This window comes from Kribbella sp. VKM Ac-2566 (assembly GCF_004366005.1).
In the GTDB taxonomy this organism is placed as follows: domain Bacteria; phylum Actinomycetota; class Actinomycetes; order Propionibacteriales; family Kribbellaceae; genus Kribbella; species Kribbella pratensis.
Map to the genome: position 1 here is coordinate 26,717 of NZ_SODT01000009.1, position 17,174 is coordinate 43,890.

At 67.7% G+C, this 17,174-nt stretch carries 23 protein-coding genes and 1 tRNA gene; 9 read left to right on the forward strand and 15 right to left on the reverse strand.

Features of this window, described 5'->3' with window-relative positions; genetic code table 11:
* Positions 1-48 precede the first annotated feature (48 nt).
* Positions 49-933: an LLM class flavin-dependent oxidoreductase gene (locus EV647_RS11590; RefSeq protein WP_134002017.1), complete on the reverse strand. Its 885-nt coding sequence runs from the start codon at positions 931-933 to the stop codon at positions 49-51.
* Positions 934-1,084: 151 nt separating this feature from the next.
* Here EV647_RS11590 and EV647_RS11595 point away from each other — a divergent pair, with 151 nt between their 5' ends.
* Positions 1,085-1,324, forward strand: coding sequence for a hypothetical protein (locus EV647_RS11595; protein WP_134002019.1), 240 nt, complete (start codon positions 1,085-1,087; stop codon positions 1,322-1,324).
* Positions 1,325-1,363: 39 nt separating this feature from the next.
* A complete protein-coding gene (locus EV647_RS11600; protein WP_134002021.1) occupies positions 1,364-2,020 on the forward strand; it encodes a phosphoribosyltransferase in 657 nt (218 codons plus the stop codon).
* Positions 2,021-2,080: 60 nt separating this feature from the next.
* Here EV647_RS11600 and EV647_RS11605 read toward each other — a convergent pair whose 3' ends face one another.
* The 4 genes from EV647_RS11605 to EV647_RS11620 all read right to left on the reverse strand — a co-directional run bounded on the left by EV647_RS11605 (position 2,081) and on the right by EV647_RS11620 (position 6,791).
* On the reverse strand, positions 2,081-3,964 hold the full coding sequence (locus EV647_RS11605; RefSeq protein ID WP_134002023.1) for a phosphoenolpyruvate carboxykinase (GTP): 1,884 nt from the start codon (positions 3,962-3,964) through the stop codon (positions 2,081-2,083).
* 322 nt (positions 3,965-4,286) lie between these two features.
* The gene (locus EV647_RS11610) at positions 4,287-5,498 is read right to left on the reverse strand and encodes a hypothetical protein (protein ID WP_134002025.1); all 1,212 of its coding nucleotides are present in this window, start codon (positions 5,496-5,498) and stop codon (positions 4,287-4,289) included.
* Positions 5,498-6,091, reverse strand: coding sequence for a hypothetical protein (locus EV647_RS11615; RefSeq protein WP_238177158.1), 594 nt, complete (start codon positions 6,089-6,091; stop codon positions 5,498-5,500). Before EV647_RS11615 ends, EV647_RS11610 begins: the two co-directional genes overlap by 1 nt.
* A gap of 145 nt (positions 6,092-6,236) precedes the next feature.
* On the reverse strand, positions 6,237-6,791 hold the full coding sequence (locus EV647_RS11620) for a hypothetical protein (RefSeq protein ID WP_134002029.1): 555 nt from the start codon (positions 6,789-6,791) through the stop codon (positions 6,237-6,239).
* A 180-nt stretch (positions 6,792-6,971) separates the two neighbouring features.
* Between EV647_RS11620 and EV647_RS11625 the strand changes: the two genes are divergently transcribed.
* Both EV647_RS11625 and EV647_RS11630 read left to right on the forward strand, forming a co-directional pair.
* Positions 6,972-7,047 (forward strand) — tRNA-Arg (locus tag EV647_RS11625).
* Between the two features lie 176 nt (positions 7,048-7,223).
* The gene (locus EV647_RS11630; RefSeq protein ID WP_238177159.1) at positions 7,224-7,463 is read left to right on the forward strand and encodes a hypothetical protein; all 240 of its coding nucleotides are present in this window, start codon (positions 7,224-7,226) and stop codon (positions 7,461-7,463) included.
* Here EV647_RS11630 and EV647_RS11635 read toward each other — a convergent pair.
* Genes EV647_RS11635 through EV647_RS11645 form a run of 3 tightly spaced genes read right to left on the reverse strand, consistent with a single transcriptional unit; the run spans position 7,460 to position 9,574 of the window.
* On the reverse strand, positions 7,460-7,975 hold the full coding sequence (locus tag EV647_RS11635) for a nucleotidyltransferase domain-containing protein (protein WP_202876142.1): 516 nt from the start codon (positions 7,973-7,975) through the stop codon (positions 7,460-7,462). The two genes, EV647_RS11630 and EV647_RS11635, sit on opposite strands and share 4 nt — an antisense overlap.
* Positions 7,976-7,979: 4 nt before the next feature.
* Positions 7,980-9,014 carry a hypothetical protein gene (locus tag EV647_RS11640; protein WP_134002033.1) on the reverse strand — a complete coding sequence of 345 codons (1,035 nt, stop codon included), beginning with the start codon at positions 9,012-9,014 and terminating at the stop codon, positions 7,980-7,982.
* A gap of 29 nt (positions 9,015-9,043) precedes the next feature.
* The gene (locus EV647_RS11645; RefSeq protein ID WP_134002035.1) at positions 9,044-9,574 is read right to left on the reverse strand and encodes a GNAT family N-acetyltransferase; all 531 of its coding nucleotides are present in this window, start codon (positions 9,572-9,574) and stop codon (positions 9,044-9,046) included.
* 109 nt (positions 9,575-9,683) lie between these two features.
* Between EV647_RS11645 and EV647_RS11650 the strand changes: the two genes are divergently transcribed.
* Complete coding sequence (locus EV647_RS11650) at positions 9,684-10,349, forward strand: Type 1 glutamine amidotransferase-like domain-containing protein (protein WP_134002037.1); 666 nt, start codon at positions 9,684-9,686, stop codon at positions 10,347-10,349.
* A gap of 4 nt (positions 10,350-10,353) precedes the next feature.
* Here the strand turns inward: EV647_RS11650 and EV647_RS11655 are convergent, their stop codons facing one another.
* The 3 genes from EV647_RS11655 to EV647_RS11665 form a co-directional block, all read right to left on the reverse strand.
* Positions 10,354-10,935, reverse strand: a complete 582-nt coding sequence (locus EV647_RS11655; protein WP_134002039.1) for a dihydrofolate reductase family protein — start codon at positions 10,933-10,935, stop codon at positions 10,354-10,356.
* 128 nt (positions 10,936-11,063) lie between these two features.
* A complete protein-coding gene (locus EV647_RS11660) occupies positions 11,064-11,273 on the reverse strand; it encodes a hypothetical protein (RefSeq protein ID WP_134002041.1) in 210 nt (69 codons plus the stop codon).
* On the reverse strand, positions 11,270-11,851 hold the full coding sequence (locus EV647_RS11665; RefSeq protein ID WP_134002043.1) for a helix-turn-helix domain-containing protein: 582 nt from the start codon (positions 11,849-11,851) through the stop codon (positions 11,270-11,272). The genes EV647_RS11660 and EV647_RS11665 overlap by 4 nt, the downstream gene beginning before the upstream one ends.
* Before the next feature lie 225 nt (positions 11,852-12,076).
* Here EV647_RS11665 and EV647_RS11670 point away from each other — a divergent pair, with 225 nt between their 5' ends.
* Entirely contained in the window at positions 12,077-12,418 is a 342-nt protein-coding gene (locus EV647_RS11670) for a hypothetical protein (RefSeq protein WP_134002045.1), read from the forward strand.
* A 181-nt stretch (positions 12,419-12,599) separates the two neighbouring features.
* On the opposite strand, the gene EV647_RS11675 is transcribed toward EV647_RS11670, so the two are convergent.
* Positions 12,600-13,034 carry a VOC family protein gene (locus tag EV647_RS11675; RefSeq protein ID WP_134002047.1) on the reverse strand — a complete coding sequence of 145 codons (435 nt, stop codon included), beginning with the start codon at positions 13,032-13,034 and terminating at the stop codon, positions 12,600-12,602.
* Positions 13,035-13,106: 72 nt separating this feature from the next.
* On the opposite strand from EV647_RS11675, the gene EV647_RS11680 reads away from it, so the two are divergent.
* On the forward strand, positions 13,107-13,856 hold the full coding sequence (locus tag EV647_RS11680) for a phosphotransferase (protein ID WP_202876143.1): 750 nt from the start codon (positions 13,107-13,109) through the stop codon (positions 13,854-13,856).
* 405 nt (positions 13,857-14,261) lie between these two features.
* Complete coding sequence (locus tag EV647_RS11685; RefSeq protein WP_134002051.1) at positions 14,262-14,924, forward strand: nucleotidyltransferase domain-containing protein; 663 nt, start codon at positions 14,262-14,264, stop codon at positions 14,922-14,924.
* On the opposite strand, the gene EV647_RS11690 is transcribed toward EV647_RS11685, so the two are convergent.
* Complete coding sequence (locus EV647_RS11690; protein WP_134002053.1) at positions 14,892-15,287, reverse strand: cytidine deaminase; 396 nt, start codon at positions 15,285-15,287, stop codon at positions 14,892-14,894. The two genes, EV647_RS11685 and EV647_RS11690, sit on opposite strands and share 33 nt — an antisense overlap.
* Positions 15,288-15,350: 63 nt before the next feature.
* Here EV647_RS11690 and EV647_RS11695 point away from each other — a divergent pair, with 63 nt between their 5' ends.
* Positions 15,351-16,205, forward strand: a complete 855-nt coding sequence (locus EV647_RS11695) for an alpha/beta fold hydrolase (protein WP_166680299.1) — start codon at positions 15,351-15,353, stop codon at positions 16,203-16,205.
* Here the strand turns inward: EV647_RS11695 and EV647_RS11700 are convergent.
* Positions 16,193-16,768 carry a histidine phosphatase family protein gene (locus EV647_RS11700; protein WP_238177268.1) on the reverse strand — a complete coding sequence of 192 codons (576 nt, stop codon included), beginning with the start codon at positions 16,766-16,768 and terminating at the stop codon, positions 16,193-16,195. The genes EV647_RS11695 and EV647_RS11700 overlap by 13 nt on opposite strands.
* 13 nt (positions 16,769-16,781) lie before the next feature.
* Positions 16,782-17,126, reverse strand: coding sequence for a ClpX C4-type zinc finger protein (locus tag EV647_RS11705; protein WP_134002059.1), 345 nt, complete (start codon positions 17,124-17,126; stop codon positions 16,782-16,784).
* Positions 17,127-17,174: the final 48 nt, after the last annotated feature.

The following is a 17,174-nucleotide window of genomic DNA, read 5'->3' on the forward strand; positions in this document are numbered from 1 at the left end:
GGCTGCCCCGCCGGCTGGATGCTCCGTGCTGCTTACTGTCCCGCGTGCTTAGCTGGGCAGCTGTTGTTTTGCTTGGGCTATGCGTTCTATGGAGGTTGGGGTCATGGGTTCTGGGGAGATGATGAGGTGGTTGACGCCCAGTCTTTGGTAGGCGGTTGATACCTCGGGGAGATCTTGTACCGGGATCGCGTTGGGGTTGGGGTCGGCCGCTTGCTGGTCTGGGTCGCGGACGATGATGCCCGCCGTGTGGGCGACTGCTTCTTGGGGGCGGTTCGCGGTGACCAAGGCTTGGCGGAGGGCTTCCAGGCGTTCTTCCACCTGCAGGTTGGGAGCGCCGTACCAGGCTGTGTTCCAGGCGTCGGCCCATTGGGCGACCAGTTGCATCATGCGGGGGCGGTGGCCGGCGACCAGGATGGGGATCTGGTGGGGTGGGGCCGGGTCCAGGTTGGCTTCGCGGACCTTGTAGTAGGTGCCTTCGTAGCTGACCGTTTCGCCGCGGATCAGTCGGGCCACGATCTCCAGCCACTCGGTGAAGCGACCCACTCGATGGTCGGTGGGTAGGCCGAACGCTTCGTACTCCGGGTCGTGCCACCCCGCGCCGACTCCCAGGGTCAGGCGACCGCCGGAGACCTCGTCCAGGGTCGCGGCCATCTTCGCGGTCAGGCCGGGGTCGCGGAACGATGCGCAAAGCACCATGTTGCCGAGCTCGACCCGGGACGTGACCGCGGCGATCGCGCTCAGCAGGGTCCAGCTGTCGTGCATGCCGAACACCTGCCCCTCCGGATCCCGGTAGAGGAAGTGGTCCGCGAGCCAGACCGAGTCCAGTCCGCTCTGGTCAGCCGCCTCCGCGGCCGCCCGCACGTCCTTCCAGCCAGCCATCCCGCCATCGGGCCCATCGCCGGCTCCGAGCGGAAGCATCACACCGATCTTCATGCGCTCAACGTACCCAGACCGCGGCCCGTCGATTGGGTCGAGGCCGTGACGGTTCGGTGCCGTGTCCGAAACATTTCGTGGGTACCAGCAGGTGCCCGGGGTGCGACGTCACGGTGAGGAGCGGGCATCGGATCTCGAGAGGTGATGACAGATGACCGCTCTCGCACCGCCGACGACCGCGTGTGATCCCCGGCCGCTGCTCGGCGTCGGCCTGCCCGCGCACGTGCTCGTCCAGTTCGACGACCGTTGGTCAGCGGCCTGGTTGATCGGCCGGTTGCACTGCGCCGACGGCTGGGTCGCGCTCGTTCAGTTCGTGGACCGCACGGGGTGCGAGCAGACTGTCCGCCTCCCGGCTGAACGGGTCTGCTTGACCACGACACCACACAACTGAATCCTCCCAACGCGCCGCCGTCCGTGGATGATGGGCGGTATGAGGAGGCCGTACCCGGATCGGGCGGCCGCGGGCCGCGTGCTGGCCGACGAGCTCGGATCGGTCGGCGGTTCCGTGCTGGTCCTCGGGCTGGCGCGGGGCGGCGTACCCGTCGCGGCGCCGGTGGCGGACGTCCTGGACACGGAGCTCGACGTACTGATCGTGCGCAAGCTCGGCTTGCCCGGTCAGCCGGAGCTGGCAATGGGCGCGATCGCCGGCGTCGGCGAGGAGTTGCACGTGGTCCGCAACGAGCCGATCGCGGCGGAGGTCACCCCGGAGACCCTTGAGGCCGTACGCCGCCAGGAGGTCCAGGAGTTGCGCCGCCGCGAGCAGGCGTACCGGGGCGACCGGCCGCCGATCGACGTACGGGATCGCGTGGTGATCCTGGTCGACGACGGCCTCGCGACCGGCGCGACGATGCGGGCCGCGGTAGAAGCAGTACGGCGCCATCGGCCGGCGCGCGTCGTCGTCGCCGTACCCGTGGGCGGCGTCGAGAGCTGCCGGCGGCTGTCGCGGGTCGCGGATCAGGTGGTGTGCGCGTGGATCCCGCAGTACTTCACCGCGGTCGGCCAGGCGTACCGGGACTTCTCACCGGTGAGTGACGACGAGGTACGGCGGGTGCTCGCAGAAAGCACCGCGCGGCGCCCCGGCGGATGAACCAGGGCGCCGCGCGGTGTTGGTCCGGCCGCCGGCTTCCGACTCGGCGGCCGGCGTTTGTCAGGCCAGCCGGGCCTTCAGGTGGTCGAGTTCGACCTTGAGCTCCGTCGGGACGGTGTCGCCGAGCTTCGCGAACCACTCCTCGATCAACGGGATCTCGGCCTTCCACTGCTCGACGTCGACGTCGAGCGCGATCTCCAGGTCGTGCGCGGTCAGGTCCAGGCCGCTGACGTCGAGCGCGTCCGCCGTCGGCACCCGTCCGATCGGGGTCTCGACCGCGTCCGCCTGGCCCTCGATCCGCTCGATGACCCACTTCAGCACGCGGCTGTTCTCGCCGAAGCCCGGCCAGACGAACTTGCCGGCCTCGTCCTTGCGGAACCAGTTCACGTAGAAGATCTTCGGCAGCTGCGCCGCGTCGTGCTGCTTGCCGACGGTCAGCCAGTGGTCGAAGTACTGCCCCGCGTCGTACCCGAGGAACGGCAGCATCGCCATCGGGTCCCGCCGTACGACGCCCACCTGGCCGACCGCCGCGGCGGTGGTCTCCGAGGACAGCGTCGCACCCATGAACACCCCGTGCGCCCAGTCGCGGGACTCGGTCACCAGCGGGACCGTCGTGGCGCGGCGGCCGCCGAAGATGATCGCGGAGATCGGTACGCCGTTCGGGTCGTCGTACTCGTCGGCGATGATCGGGCACTGCTTGATCGGCGTGCAGAACCGGCTGTTCGGGTGGCTGGACAGCTCGCCCGAGCCCGGCGTCCACTCGCGGCCCTTCCAGTCGGTCAGGTGGTCCGGCGGGGTCGGCGAGTAGCCCTCCCACCAGACGTCACCGTCGTCGGTGAGCGCGACGTTGGTGAAGACCGAGTTGCCCTTCTCGATGGTGCGCATCGCGTTCGGGTTGGTCTTCCAGCCGGTGCCGGGGGCCACGCCGAACAGGCCGAACTCCGGGTTCACGGCGTACAGCCGGCCGTCCTTGCCGAACCGCATCCAGGCGATGTCGTCGCCGAGCGTCTCGACCTCCCAGCCCTCGAGGGTCGGGTCGAGCATCGCCAGGTTGGTCTTGCCGCAGGCGCTCGGGAACGCGGCGGCGATGTAGTGCACCTTCTTCTCCGGCGAGATCAGCTTCAGGATCAGCATGTGCTCGGCGAGCCAGCCCTCGTCCCGAGCCATCGCCGACGCGATCCGCAGCGAGTAGCACTTCTTGCCGAGCAGCGAGTTACCGCCGTACCCGGAGCCGTAGGACCAGATCGCCCGCTCCTCGGGGAACTGCACGATGTACTTCTCGTCGTTGCACGGCCACGGCACGTCCTGCTGGCCGGGCGCGAGCGGCGCGCCGACCGAGTGCAGGCAGGGGACGTACGGCGCTGCGTCGCCCATCTTCTCGAGTACGTCGGCGCCGGTGCGGCACATGATCCGCATCGAGGCGACGACGTACGCCGAGTCCGTGATCTCGACGCCGAACATCGGCTTCTCGGCCGTCAACGGACCCATGCAGAACGGGACGACGTACATCGTCCGGCCGCGCATCGAACCGCAGTACAGCTCCGTCAGCGTCGCCTTCATCTCGACCGGGTCGACCCAGTTGTTGGTCGGGCCGGCGTCGGCTTCGTCGGTGGAGCAGATGAAGGTGCGCTGCTCGACCCGGGCGACGTCCGACGGGTCGGTGCGGACCCAGAACGAGTTCGGCTTCTTCTCGTCGTTCAGCCGGACCATGGTGCCGGCCGCGATCAGTTCGTCGGTCAGCTCGGCGTACTCCGCGTCCGACCCGTCGACCCAGTGGATCCGGTCGGGCTGCGTGAGCGCGGCGACCTCGGCCACCCAGGCCAGCAGGCCGGCGTGGCGGGTCGGTGCGTCGGTCAGGTCGTACGGTGCCTCGGCTTCGAGGGGCTCCTTGGCGACTGCGGGGGCGGCGGCTTCGGTATGGGTCGGGCTGGCGGTGGTCGTCATCGGCGGCTCATTCCCTCTCGGCTGTCGGGCCCGGCGACCGCGCGACCCCTCGACGCTGAGGGGGTACGGCTCCGGCCGCCGGGGTCTCCGGCGGTTCGATTCAGCTGGCTGGCGGTGTGATCTGTCGCAGACCAGTGCGTCCAGTGGACGTATACCAGTGTGCAAGTGGTACTACCGTACGGGATCGACCCAAGTGGTGAGAACCCCTAGAACGTGAACCCGGTCACAAACTTTTCGCGACAATCGCTTTCCGGTTCAGCTTGTGAAAACGAGAACGGCCCGCGCTGTTCGCGCGGGCCGTTCCAGGAGATTTTCCGGTGCTTCAGCTGGTCTGCCGCCAGATGTCGTTCACGAGCCGCTGGATGTCCGCGGCCTCCGCAGGCTGGCCGTAGACCATCGCGCCGACCAGCCACCACTGCCCGCCGCTCAGGAACGCGCGCGTCATGGTGATCGTGTACGGCGTCTTCGTCGACACCGTCAGCCAGGTCCGGGCGTCCTTCGCGGTCGCGGGCGCGGTGGTCTTGTAGATCTTCGTCCACTGCTGGTCGAACGTCGGCCGGTCGGACAGGCACTTGGCCAGGCTCGCGCACGGATGCAGGGCGAACTGCGCCTGCATCGCGTTCTTCAGCCCACGCGGATCCTGGTCGCTCCTGGTGACGATCCGGCGCAGGATCAGCTGCGAGGACTCACCGAGAAAACCCACCTGCGGCGGCCGCGGCCAGCCGACCGCGAACGGCAGCTCGGCGTTCGTGACGACCTGCACGTCGGCACCGGCCGCGTACGTCGCGCCGAAGACGCCCGGCGATCCGTCGGACCGCCTGTACGGCGCGGTCGTCACGCGGTTGATCGGCGGGATCAGGACGCTCGAGGCGATCGGCTCCGGGCTGACGGCCGGCGGCGGGGCGGCCTCGGTTGGTTCCTCCTTGACGCTGCCGCCGATCGCGGTGCCGATCGAGTAGGCGATGCTGAACACGATCAGCACGACGACCGCGACGACCGCGTAGATCCAGGGGCCGATCTTGCGGCGGTACTGCCGCGCGACGTCGATCTTCGACTGCGGCTGCGCTTCTGCTACCTGCTCCTCTTCAGGGCGGTCGACGTACGACGGGATGCTGCCTTGCGACGCGGTGTCGCCGGGCGGGAGGATCGGCGGCGTCGCGCCGTACCCGACGAGCTGGTTGCGGACCGCCTGCAGCGACTCGTCGTCGTTCCCGAGTACGCCGTCGAGTGGGTCGACCAGGCGCTCGGCGCCGGTCTCGCCGTAGGTCAGTTGCGTGATCGCGTACGGGCGGCTCGAGGTGAAGTTGGCGGCCCAGAGCGGGGTTTCCTGGCGGCCGGGTTCGAGTGCGGCGTCGCGGCTCGCCTTGGTGAGGCGGTCGACCACGGTCGGGTTCCGGGCGCCTTCCTCACTGAGGACGAGCGCGATCACGTCCGTCCCGGTGAACGTGCGGCCGTGCCACAACTCCGCCAGCGGGTGCAGCAGGATCCGCTGATCGAACTGGTAGCCCGGGATCTCCGGCGTGCTGTTGGTCATCACTGTTTGCTTTCCCAGATCGCCCGGTCCGCCAGCGCCAGCGCCGCCTTCTGCGCCGTGTCCGCGTCCACGGGGTTGGCCTTGTAGTCCACCTGTACGACGATGTCCGCGCGCTGCACCAGCGTGTGCACGGTCCAGGACTCACCGGCCAGTCCGGTCGCGGTCCGGCTGACCTTGGTCGGGTACGGGCGGTCCCCGTCGTACTTGTTCATCGTCGACCGGCTGAACGTCCGGTTCGCGACCTGGGTCGGCGTGAACGGCGCGTTCCCCGCGCCGGCATCCAGCCCGCCGTACGCCGTGATCGTGACGTTCACGCTCGCCGACGTGTACGCGCGCACCTTCTGGCGCGAGCTCGCCGCCGTGCAGCTGATCGTCGTCGTCCCGCCCTGCGTCATCGTCACCGGACCGGACGATGCCTTGGGCAACAGGTTCGCCACGTCCCCGATCCGCGCGCACAGATCCGCCGGCAGCGCCCGCGCCGGCAGGACGTCCTTCGGCGTCACCGGCTCCCCGACCGCGAACCCGACCCCACCGCCCACCAGCGCGGCCACACCACACCCGATCGCCGTACCCCGCACCAGTCGACTACCCATGCCCGCGACCTTAACCACGCGAAGGTCCTCCCGCGCACTCAACACGGGACACGCGCCGGTGACTGGGAACAGGCAATAGCCAGTTCGCAGTGACCAACGGGTATTCCCAGTCCGGCCCGCTCGGACTTGCCTGCGTGGTCAGCGTTCAGCCGAGGAGGGTTTTCACCGAGCCGCCGGACTCGGTGAGCTTCGTGCCGAGCCCGTTCAGCGCCTCGCCGACCGTCGCGAGAATGCCCGACAGGTCCTGCAAGTTGCCGGCCAGGGCCTCGACCTCGGTCGCGACGCCGCCGATCTGCCCGCTTCCGTCGTTCAGCTTCTTCGCCGCGGCGTCGCCGATCCCGGGGATCTTGTCGAGCTCACCCGCGAGCCCGGCCAGCATCCCGGCCGCGTCGTGCAGCTTGTCCTTGGCCGCGTTCATCGTCCCGGCGCTCCCGGCCAGCGCCTTCCGCGCACCACCCTCGCCGTCGTCCCCGACCAGCGCCCCGGCCGCCTTCGCCGCCTGCTCGCCGGCCTCCGCCAGCCCCGACCCGATCGCCTTCAGCAGCTCCGGCAGCTTCCCGATGAGTCCGAGTGCGTCGTCCGGCAGCCCGCGCACCAGATTCAGCACCTTCTCGAAGTCGTCCGAGTTCTCCAACACGAACCCGACCGCCTTCTTCACATCCCCCAGATCCCGCCCACCGAGCAAGTCCTCAATACCCATGCGCGGATCGTAGAGCCCTCACCGCGCCTCCCCGGACGCGCCGCACCGCGCCGCCGTCGTACCCGGTCGTACCCCCGCCGTAGCCCCGTCGTACCCCCGAATTCGCCCCCCGGAGCCCTCCCTCCGGAGCCGATTGGCCTCCACCCGCCCCCTCCATGTATCGTTACTCGACGTTGTCCAGCGCTCGTAGCTCAACGGATAGAGCATCTGACTACGGATCAGAAGGTTGGGGGTTCGAATCCCTCCGAGCGCGCCAACAAACCCCAGGTCACGAGCTGAATGACCTGGGGTTTCGCTTTGTCCCGGGGGCTGTTTTGCTAACGCCTCAGATGACACGGCACCATGTCCGACGTGCCGGTTGCTCGCCCGAGGATCGTTTGTCTTTGCGGCTCGCTGCGCTTCAGCAGGGAGTTTGCGAGCGAGCGCACGCGCTTGACGCTCGATCTGGCGATCGTCCTGGCTCCGGAGGCCACCGAGGCGCCTGTGCTGGACCCCGTGCTCGTGCGGGCCTTGGGCGAGCTGCACCTCCGCAGGATCGACCTCGCAGATGAGGTACGAATCGTGAACCCCGGCGGCTACATCGGGGACGCCACCCGCCGCGAGATCGCCTACGCCAACGCCTTGGGCAAGCCCGTCACGTACTTCCACGAACTGGCGACGGGGGACACCTAGTTCTCGGGCGGTTGGAGCCCGAAGCGCTCGCAGAGCACAGCTACGTCGTGTCGGTCGACCTCACGCAACTCGTAGCCGGTGTGGTTCTGCAAGGCGAACTCAGGCTGCTCGCATCGAACTGAGATGCCGGCGATCTCACCCGTACCCGAGAGATCCTCCCGGGTGAACATGAACGGCGCGTTGACACTGCCGTAGTGAAGTCGGCCGTCGCCCAGGGTCTCGTAGAGGTGAAGATCTACGCGACGACTGCGGCCGTCATGCAAGACGAAGTTCCACGGACGGTCACCGGGCCAGGGGTAGAGCCGATCGACTCCTTGATCGGCGAAGGCTGCGACGAGACCTTCGAAGTCAACCGCGTCGACCCAGATGTCGAGATCTGAATGTTCCCGAGTCTGTTTCCCCACCAGTGCATCGACAGCCCAACCTCCGCCGACGCATGCTGCGACTCCGTGCCGCTGCAGGGCCACAATCAACGTGCCCGCCGCTTCCGGCGGCATCGCGTATTCCGTCACGTCCTCAGTCTCTCAGCGCGGCGACCGTGGTCAGGTAGTGCTTGGGGATCTCGGCGCGGGCTTGGAGCTCGAGGGGGTCGGCGTACGGGATGAGGCGTAGCCAGGAGACGAGCCTGTGTACGCCGATGAGCGGCTCGGTCGCGATGAGGTCGTGGCGGAGGACGTGTGGGTCGGCGTCTAGGTGATCACGCCATACGGCCAGGTAGGCGTCGTACAGCGCTTGTCTGTGTGCGGGTGACAACGGCGCGCCGGTCCACTCCACGACCGAGTCGAGGAAGCCGTGCAGCGAGACGAACGGGTGGCCCCAGAGCGCGTTTCCGAAGTCGAAGAACCGCGGCCGGAGTACGCCGGTTGAGCGGTCGCCGAAGATGTTCGCCGGGTACACGTCGTTGATCTCCAGGTCGAGGGGCACGACGTCGCTGAGGGACGCGGTGTGCCGGTCGAGTACGTCGGCGGCCCGCGCAGCTCGTGCTAGCAGATCGGGCTCGAGTCGCAGCGGATGCCCGGGCTGCAAGGCCGCCCACTCCTGGGCTATGGCACGCACTCGGTCGCCGGCCGTGGTGGGCGTCAGTTCGATGATGCCCGGATGCTCGGTCGCGTCAAGACGGCCGAGGAGCGTGCACTGAAGACGGGCCAAGGCTTGTACGACGGTGCGTCGCGTCGCCTGATCCGCAACTTCCGGATGCGTCAGCGTCGATCCTTGGTCAGCTGTGAGCAGCCGGCTGCGTTCGCGATCCACGGCGATCGGCACGATCACGTCATCCGGCGCGTGCTGTGCCAACGCCGCGACGAGACCTGCCTCGAACCGATGTCCCGGATTGTTCTCCTTGAACCACACCGGGCCTTCGACGGTCGGATACCAGCGGACGACAGACCAGAAGCGGGCCCGGTAGGTGACAGGTACGCCGCTGATCCGGCGACCGTATTCCGCGAGTCGAGCGCTCACCCAGGCGTCCGCGGTCTGCGTCCAGTCCGGCGACATCCAACGCTGAACCCACTGGCCCTGGGCATCCGGGCCAAGTGGTCTCGCAGGCAGCATCCGGCGACGCTAACGCTCGGTTCCGACAGTTACGGCGTGACCGGAGACCGCATGCCTAGCCATTGCTCGGCGCCCCAGGCCTCGAACCGCTCCACCTCGATGAACCCCAGCTTCGCCGCGAGGCGCATCGAGCCGACGTTGGCGGTCTGGGTGGCGAGCACCACCGGCTCGCCGGGCAGGACGCCGTCGAACCAGTCGAGGGCGGCCGCGCACGCCTCACCGGCGTACCCGAATCCCCACGCCTGAGGCAGGAACAGGTAGCCGAGATCGGCCTTCCCAACGGCGGCCGGGCGATGCTTGGTTGCTCTCCTGAGCAGGATCTGGCCGATCATCGTCCCATCGAGCTCAACGACGAAACTTCCGGGCCACCGCCCGGGAACCTCAGGCGTCTGGCGCTCGACCTCGTCACGCGGGCGGGGACCGCCGAGGTACGTGTTCACCTCCGGCGAGGTGAGCAGCTCGACGAACGCCGTACGGTCGCGCGCCTCGGACTCACGGAGTACGAGGCGCTCGGTCTTGATCGGCTCCGGCGGCCACGCCACGAGTCCCAGAGGTTCCATTCGCGCACGCTAACAGAGGGATTTCTGACAGGGTGTCGGATCTGGAACCTAGCGTTCGTAGTACAGGTGAACGGCGGCCGGTCGAGGGCGCCAAGACAAGGAGTCAGGTATGCATCTTCTCCTCACGTCCGGAGGCATCACGAACCCGAGCATCCACGACGCGCTCGTCGAGCTGCTGGGCAAGCCGATCGCCGAGTCCCGTGCGCTGTGCGTCCCGACGGCGATGTGGGGCCATCCGATGCTCGGACCCACCTCGGTACGGGGCTCCGTCACCGGCGAACCTCCCTGGCACATGCCCAGACTGGGGTGGGAGTCCGTCGGCGTCCTCGAGCTCACCGCGTTGCCCACCATCGGCGAGGAGCGGTGGGTGCCGTGGGTACGCGAGGCCGACGTCCTGCTGGTGGACGGCGGCGACGCGACGTACCTGTGCCACTGGATGCGGGAGTCAGGCCTGTACGACCTCATGCCGTCGCTGTTCGACACGGTCTGGGTGGGCGTGAGCGCCGGCAGCATGGTGATGACACCGCGGATCGGTGACGACTTCGTCTCGTGGCCGTCTGCCCCGGACGACCGCACGCTGGGGGTCGTCGACTTCTCGATCTTCCCGCACCTGGACCACGAGAGCATGCCGGAGAACACCCTGGCCAACGCGGAGAGGTGGGCCGCCGGCATCGAGGGTCCGTCGTACGCCATCGACGAGCAGACCGCGATCAAGGTGACCAACGGCACCACCGAAGTCATCTCCGAAGGCCACTGGAAGGCCTTCCCCGCCTAGGCTTTCAGACATGCAGGGTGGGCCGGTAGATGAGTTCTTGGGTACGTCCGTCGAACGTGCGACTCTCGATCAGATCGAGGTCGAAGTCCGCGGCGCCCTGGAAGATCGGCTCCACCCCGGTCTGACCGGCGATCACCGGGAAGACCGTCACCTGGACCCGGTCGACCAGGCCGGCGGCCATCAGCGCCCGGTTCAGCGAGAGGCTGCCGTGCGAGCGCAGAGGTACGTCGGACTCCTCCTTGAGCCGGGCGATCACCTCGACAGCATCGCCACTCACAACGCTGGCGGCCGGCCAGTCGAACGGTCCTTCGAGCGTCGACGACACCACCGTGGTCGGCATACTCCGCAGCCGCCCGTTCACCGGATCAAGCGCCTCAGCCGGCACCTTGCTCGACCCGATCATCTCCATGAACAGACGAAACGTGTCGGCCCCGAAAACCATCCGCTGCGCCTCGCCGTACAAGGCAAGCCGCCGATCCAGAAACTCCGGGCCTTGCTTACCCCAGTACGGCCCCCAGTCGGCGTTGTCGTACGACGCGAAACCGTCGAGGCTGGAGAAGATGTCGAAGGTATAGGTGGCAGTCATAACGCGCTCCTTGAATGCTCCGGACGACCCCGTGGACGACCGCTCACCCACAGGTCGAACAACCCTCCCCTGAATCGACAGCTCTCCCAGATTTCCAACGGAAGCCTGCCAATGCGCCCGCGTACCGACTAACTCCGCTCGCGGGAGGGCGGGCGATCCAGGCGACGTACCGCTGAAGTGTCCGCACGATCAGCCGCCGCCGCGGGTGTGGCGTCGGCCCGACTGTTTGCCAGCAGACGCTCGGCCCTGAATGCGCCACGCGCTTTCAGCCGCTTGTCGAGTTCGGAGAGGAGGTCGACGATTTCACTTGCTCTGAATTCGTTGCGGGCGTCGATCATGCGGTCACCAGATCGCGGGCGGGGATGAAGATGTTGGCTTGTGCCAAGTAGTCCGGGGTTTGCTCGATGATCTCGTCGTGGTCCAGGAACGGATGTGCGGGAATCCAGCGATCGGGGAGACGGTCGACCTTGGTCCAGTCGGGCGGGTCCTCTCCGGCTTCCTCGAATTCGTGCGCTGTCAGGACGGCGAGGAGTGCATCGAAGCCTGCATGACCGGTCGTGCCTGGCGCCGCCTCCCAGGCAGCTTCGGAACCATCGTGACGGCGTAGCAGCAAGCGCAGGTGGTCGCGGCCCTGGAGGAGCATCCGCCACGCCCACTCCTCGTCGCTCGCGTCGCGGATAGCCGCCGCGGTAGTCGGGGCCGTCATGATCCGATACTCACGCGCCGCGTGCAGGGCACGCGCGATCCGCCCAGCCCGCAGGAAGAACTGCGCCGTCGGCTTGGTCCTTCCGGAACGGTAAGTGGAGAACCGCGAAGCGGACGTGCCGAGGGCAGTGGCGAACGCAGCCTGAGACAGCCCGCTCTCGCCAAGAGCGCGGTTCAGTTGCTCGCTGACCGCCTGACTGTCCTTGTCCATGCCGGCACCACCTAAGTCTGTTATCTAATCAGATAACAGCCTCGTTGCCTGGCTGCGCCAACGTCAAGGAGTTCCAGTCGCCATCGGAGCGGCCCGGGTGTGACTTACGGTTCGGGGATGGTGCGGAGGAATGACCTGGGCTTTGTTCGGTACGTCGTTGGGCGGCTGGAGGGTGCTGGGGTCAGGGCCTGGGTGTTTGGGGGATGGGCGGCGGAGTTGCTTGGGTTGAGTGCACCGCGGGCGCATGGGGACGTCGACCTGTTGTATCCGGCTGACGGCTTCGCGGTTGTGGACGAGTTTCTGGCACGTGGCGACGTACAGGAGATCGAGGCCAAGCGGTTTCCGCACAAGCGGGCGTTCGAGATCGACGGGATCATGGTCGAGCTGTTCTTGGTGCAGACCGACGAGACTGGTTCGTTCACCGACTTCTGGGGTGTTGCGCGGCACGACTGGCCCGCGGACGTGTTCGCCGTCGAAGTCGACGGCCTCCGGGTCGCCAGCGCTATGGCCGTGACTGGCTATCGGGCGGGTTGGGAAGACCTGCAGTCGAAACTGCAGGGCAGGTGACCGGTCAGCGGTCCGGGGAAGGGAACGACGTACGGCGCGATCACGCCGCAGCCTGCCTCGCCGCAGGAGCAGCGGTACACGGCCACGCGGTGACCGTCGTCATCGGGGACGAGCGGCGAACCCGCCCTGAGAATCTCGGGGGTCCTCGAATCGCAGGGTGAGCAAAGAGAAAGGCATCGACTCAGTCGAGGCAGAACTCGTTGCCTTCGACGTCTTGCATGTTGAGGCAGGACTCGTTTTCTTCGTCGGCGAGGAGTAGTTGGCCGCGGGTTGCGCCGAGGGGGAGTAGGCGGGCGCATTCGGCCTCGAGTGCTGCCAGGCGCTCTTCGCCCACGAGGCCGGTGCCGACGCGTACGTCGAGGTGCACGCGGTTCTTGACGACCTTGCCTTCGGGAACGCGCTGGAAGAACAGTCGCGGGCCGGCACCTGTGGGATCGACGCACGCGAACGCGGATCCCTGTCGCTCGGGCGGCTGCGCGCGGTCGTACTCGTCCCAGCTCTCGAACCCGGGCGGTGGCGGCGGTACGACGTACCCCAGCACCTCACACCAGAAACGAGCGACGCGCTCAGGATTCGCGCAGTCGAAAGTGACCTGAACCTGCCTGACCGTTGCCATGCGACCACCGTAAAGGGTGCGGCGGCCAAATGTCTGTCGAGATAATGCGACCGACCGGGCATCATGTCGGGCGTGGAAACCGAAGAGGTGCTGACCGGAGGGAATGTCTCCGACCGGGTGGTGCGGGTGGGCGCGACGGTGCGGAAGCCGGCGCTCGTTCAGACGGCTGGGGTCGAGGCGGTGCTCACCCATCTCGCCGACTTCGACGGAGCGCCGCGCACGCTGGGGCGGGACGAGGAGGGGCGGCATGTCCTCGAGTTCATCCCTGGCGCGATGGCCGACACGCTGCCGCCGTTCTCGCTGGACGAGTTGGCCCGCCTCGGTCGGCTGATTCGTGAACTCCACGACGCGATGGAGAGCTTCCGACCGCCGGCCGGCACCGTGTGGGACGCGGTGGTCCCGGACCCAGCCGGCGGCGACCTGATCTGCCACAACGATCTCGCTCCGTGGAATCTGGTGCGTGACGGTGAACGCTGGGTGTTCATCGACTGGGACAACGCGGGGCCGTCGTCGCGGCTGTGGGATCTCGGGTACGCCGCGCACGGGTTCGTACCGTTCATGGCGCGAGGCAACGTCGACGTCGACGGACCGCGGTTGCGTGCGTTGGCGGACGGGTACGGGCTCGACGCGGAGCAGCGTCGTGCCTTCCCGGCGCAGATCGCGGCGCATACGCGAGGCATGTACGACCTGCTGGTCCACGGCCACCGCACAGGCGAGCAGCCCTGGGCCCGCCTCTACGCGGAGGGCCACGCCGACCACTGGGGGCCGGCCGCCGAGTACATCGAGGCCCACCACGACGCCTGGGTCACAGCACTGCTCTAGTTCTCCGGGGTGGGCGGATCTGCAGCACTCACCAATGCCATCCAAACCGGACCGTATGACCCGGCCCACCGCGTGAGCCCGTGTCGCGATCCCGGGTTGATGAGTGGCCCACGTCCGCCACCACCCGGTATCCGACGTAACGCTGCCCCGGCGGCGCCCGATCTAGCAGGTAGGGGGTGGGGAATGACTGTGCTGCGGATGTTGCTCGCTGTGTTCTTCGTTCTCGCCGGACTCGGAGGCATTGTCTCGGCAGTCCGCCGAGGCAACCTGTTCGATCTCGTCGGAGCCGTGTTGCTCTTCTCGATCGCAGCCGCGTTGTGGCCCCGGAGAGACCGCAGCCGCCTCTAGAGCCACCCCTCGAAATGCGTTTGCTGCGCTGGGTGCGCGGCGGGGATCGTTGCGGACATGACTCCCGAGCCGGTGGTGCGGTCGGCGGCCGAAGCCGAGGAGGCCCAGTACTGGGCTCGTCTCTACGGGCGTTGGGAGCCGTTCGATCTGGCTCAAACGGCTGCGTTCATGGACGGGTTCGAGCGGCCGTGGTGGGTGGTCGGCGGGTGGGCCGTGGATGCGTTCACCGGCGTACGTCGTGAGCACGATGACGTCGACGTGTCGATCTTCGCGTCCGACGTACCTGCGCTGCGTGCGCACGTAGGCGATCGGTGGCATCTGTGGAACCTGGCCGGCGGCGACATGCGGCCGTTGACGCCGCAGCATCCGGAGGTGTTCAACCCGGCGAGTCAGCTGTGGGTACGCGAACACGGCGATGCTCCGTGGGTACTCGATCTACCGCTGACTCCGGATCGCGACGGGCTGTGGACGAACAAGTTCGTGCCGGATCACGTCGGCGCGATCGACGAGGTGACGTGGGTGGCAGATGACCACATCCGCTACCTGAATCCCGAGATCGTCCTGCTGTTCAAGGCGCGGAAACGGCGTACGAAGGATGAACATGACTTCGCTCGCACGTGGCCGATGCTTGCGGAGGGCAAGCAGGCTTGGCTTCGCGGCATGATCCCCGGGCACCCATGGTTACGTTCAGTCGAGGGGGAACGACGCGGTTTCGGGTAGGAGGGTACGGAGGGGCGTCGTACGGCGTCTGCCGAGGATCACCTCGGTGTCGAGGTTCGACGGGTCGATCTGGCGGATGAACTCCCGGCAGCGGCCGCACGGGGGCAGGACGTGCAGCGGGCCGTCGTCGCGCCAGACGGCAACGATCTTCGCGATCTTGTACTCGCGCGCGGTCACCATCGCGGCGATGGCAGCGTGCTCGGCGCAGAATCCCGTACCGGACGCGGTGTCGATGCACACGCCGACGTACACGTTGCCGGCCTCGGTGACCAGCGCCGACGCCACATCGCCGAAGAGCCGATCGTCGACGTGGTACGGATGCAGTACGGCCGCGGCCGCATCGATGAGCTCGTCGTTGATCATCCCCGAGAACCTAGCAACGCTAGCGTCAGCGAATCCACCGGATTTGCGTGTGAGACTGCGGTGGTGGCTGAGTCGTACGTGGTGCTCAACGGGGTGCGGCACTGGATGCGCGTGGTCGGTGATCCACAGGCGGGTACGCCGATTGTCGTGGTGCATGGTGGACCCGGCGGGTTCATCTACGACTTCGAGCGGTTGACGGGGCCGTTGCTCGAGCAGCTCGGCCCGGTTGTGTACTACGAGCAGCGTGGCTCCGGTCGCAGCGATCAGGACGGGCGGTACGGCGTACCGCTGCTGGTCGACGATCTGGAACAGCTGCGCCGGCATCTCGAGCTACCGCGGATCACGCTGCTCGGTATCTCATTCGGCGGGGATCTCGCGGCCGAGTACACGGTCGCGCACCCGGACCGCGTCGACCGGCTGATTCTCCAAGGCACCGCGCTGGCCGGTCCGCTGACCCCTTCGCCGTGGGGATCCGGGTTCGAGGCGGTTGCCACCAGCGACGAGATGCGGGCCGCGATCCGTACGGCGGTTGCGGAATCGGGGCCGCGCGGGGTCTGGGAGGTCGTGGATCGACCGACCATCGACCGGTTCCTGTTCCAGCAACCCGCCGCCGCCCGGCGGGTCCGCGAACTGTGGGGCGAGAGCGGGCTGATCAACACCGGCGAGATGGCGGCCGCGCTGGCGAAGGAACCTCCGCGATCGGTACCGCTTGCCGACGAGCTCGCCGCGCTCGACGTACCGGTCCTGGTGCTGATCGGTTTCTGGGATCGCAACGCAGGCGTCGACGCGTGCCGCGACCTGGCCACCCGCCTCCCGCGCGCGCAACTCCGCGTCTTCGACGAGAGCGCCCACTTCCCGAACGTCGAGGAGCCCGAGCGGTACGTCGCCGAGATCGCCGCCTTCCTTCACACCGACTGACGTGGCAGGAACGGCTCAGCGGGATCTAGTTGTACGGCGTCCTGCAGGTTGATCTCATGTACGCCGCAGAACTCCACGCGGCGTGCGTCCGTGAGCGCCTCGATCACCATGCTGTGGCACACGGCAACGAACGGTTCGCCGTCGACAGCGGCCTGTCGATGGAGCGCTCCGAGCGCGCGTCGACGTACCGAGGACTGCGGTTCCCACGTACGCGTCTCGCCCGGCGGCCACTCGCCGCCATGGCGGTGGAAGTCGTCGGTCGCCGCGATCGCCTCCGCCGAACGCCAGGAGAGCGTCGCATCCGGGAGCCACTCGCGAAGATCGAACTCGACCGCCGTCAACGGAAGGCGGGTCTCCGCCGCGATCAGGCTCGCGGTCTGCATCGCCCGCGTCATCGGCGAAGCAACAATCCGCCGCGCCCCGCAGTCCCGAAGCCGCCGCCCGGCCGCCTTCGCCTGCTCGATCCCTCTCGCGGACAACGGTGACAGATCGCGCGCCGGTCCCCACCAGCCCTCCGCGTTCAACTGACTGCCGTCGACCTCCCCGTGCCGAACGAGCAACACCCGAGTCAATCGCCTACTCCTCGCCCGAGAACCGTTCCCAGGCGGACTGTCGGCTGATGCCGAGGGCCTCGCCGATCCGGGCCCAGGTGACCGAGCGGGAGCGCAGGCGCAGTACGCGATCCTGCACGGCGGCCTCGACCTGCCCGCGCGACTTGTCGAGCCGAGCCATGTCGGCCAGCAACTCCTCGTCACTCTTCCCGTCCAGCGGCGGAAACGACGCAATCGGCTGCTCGTTGATCACCTGCACCGACAGATCGACACACTCGTTGCAGATGAACACGCCCGGCCCCGCGATCAACTGCGCGATCTCGTCCTTGGTCTTCCCACAAAACGAACACCGCAACACGTTGTCCGGCATCCCAAACCCTCCAGGTTTGTCAGGTGCACCCTGACACGCTTGTCAGGC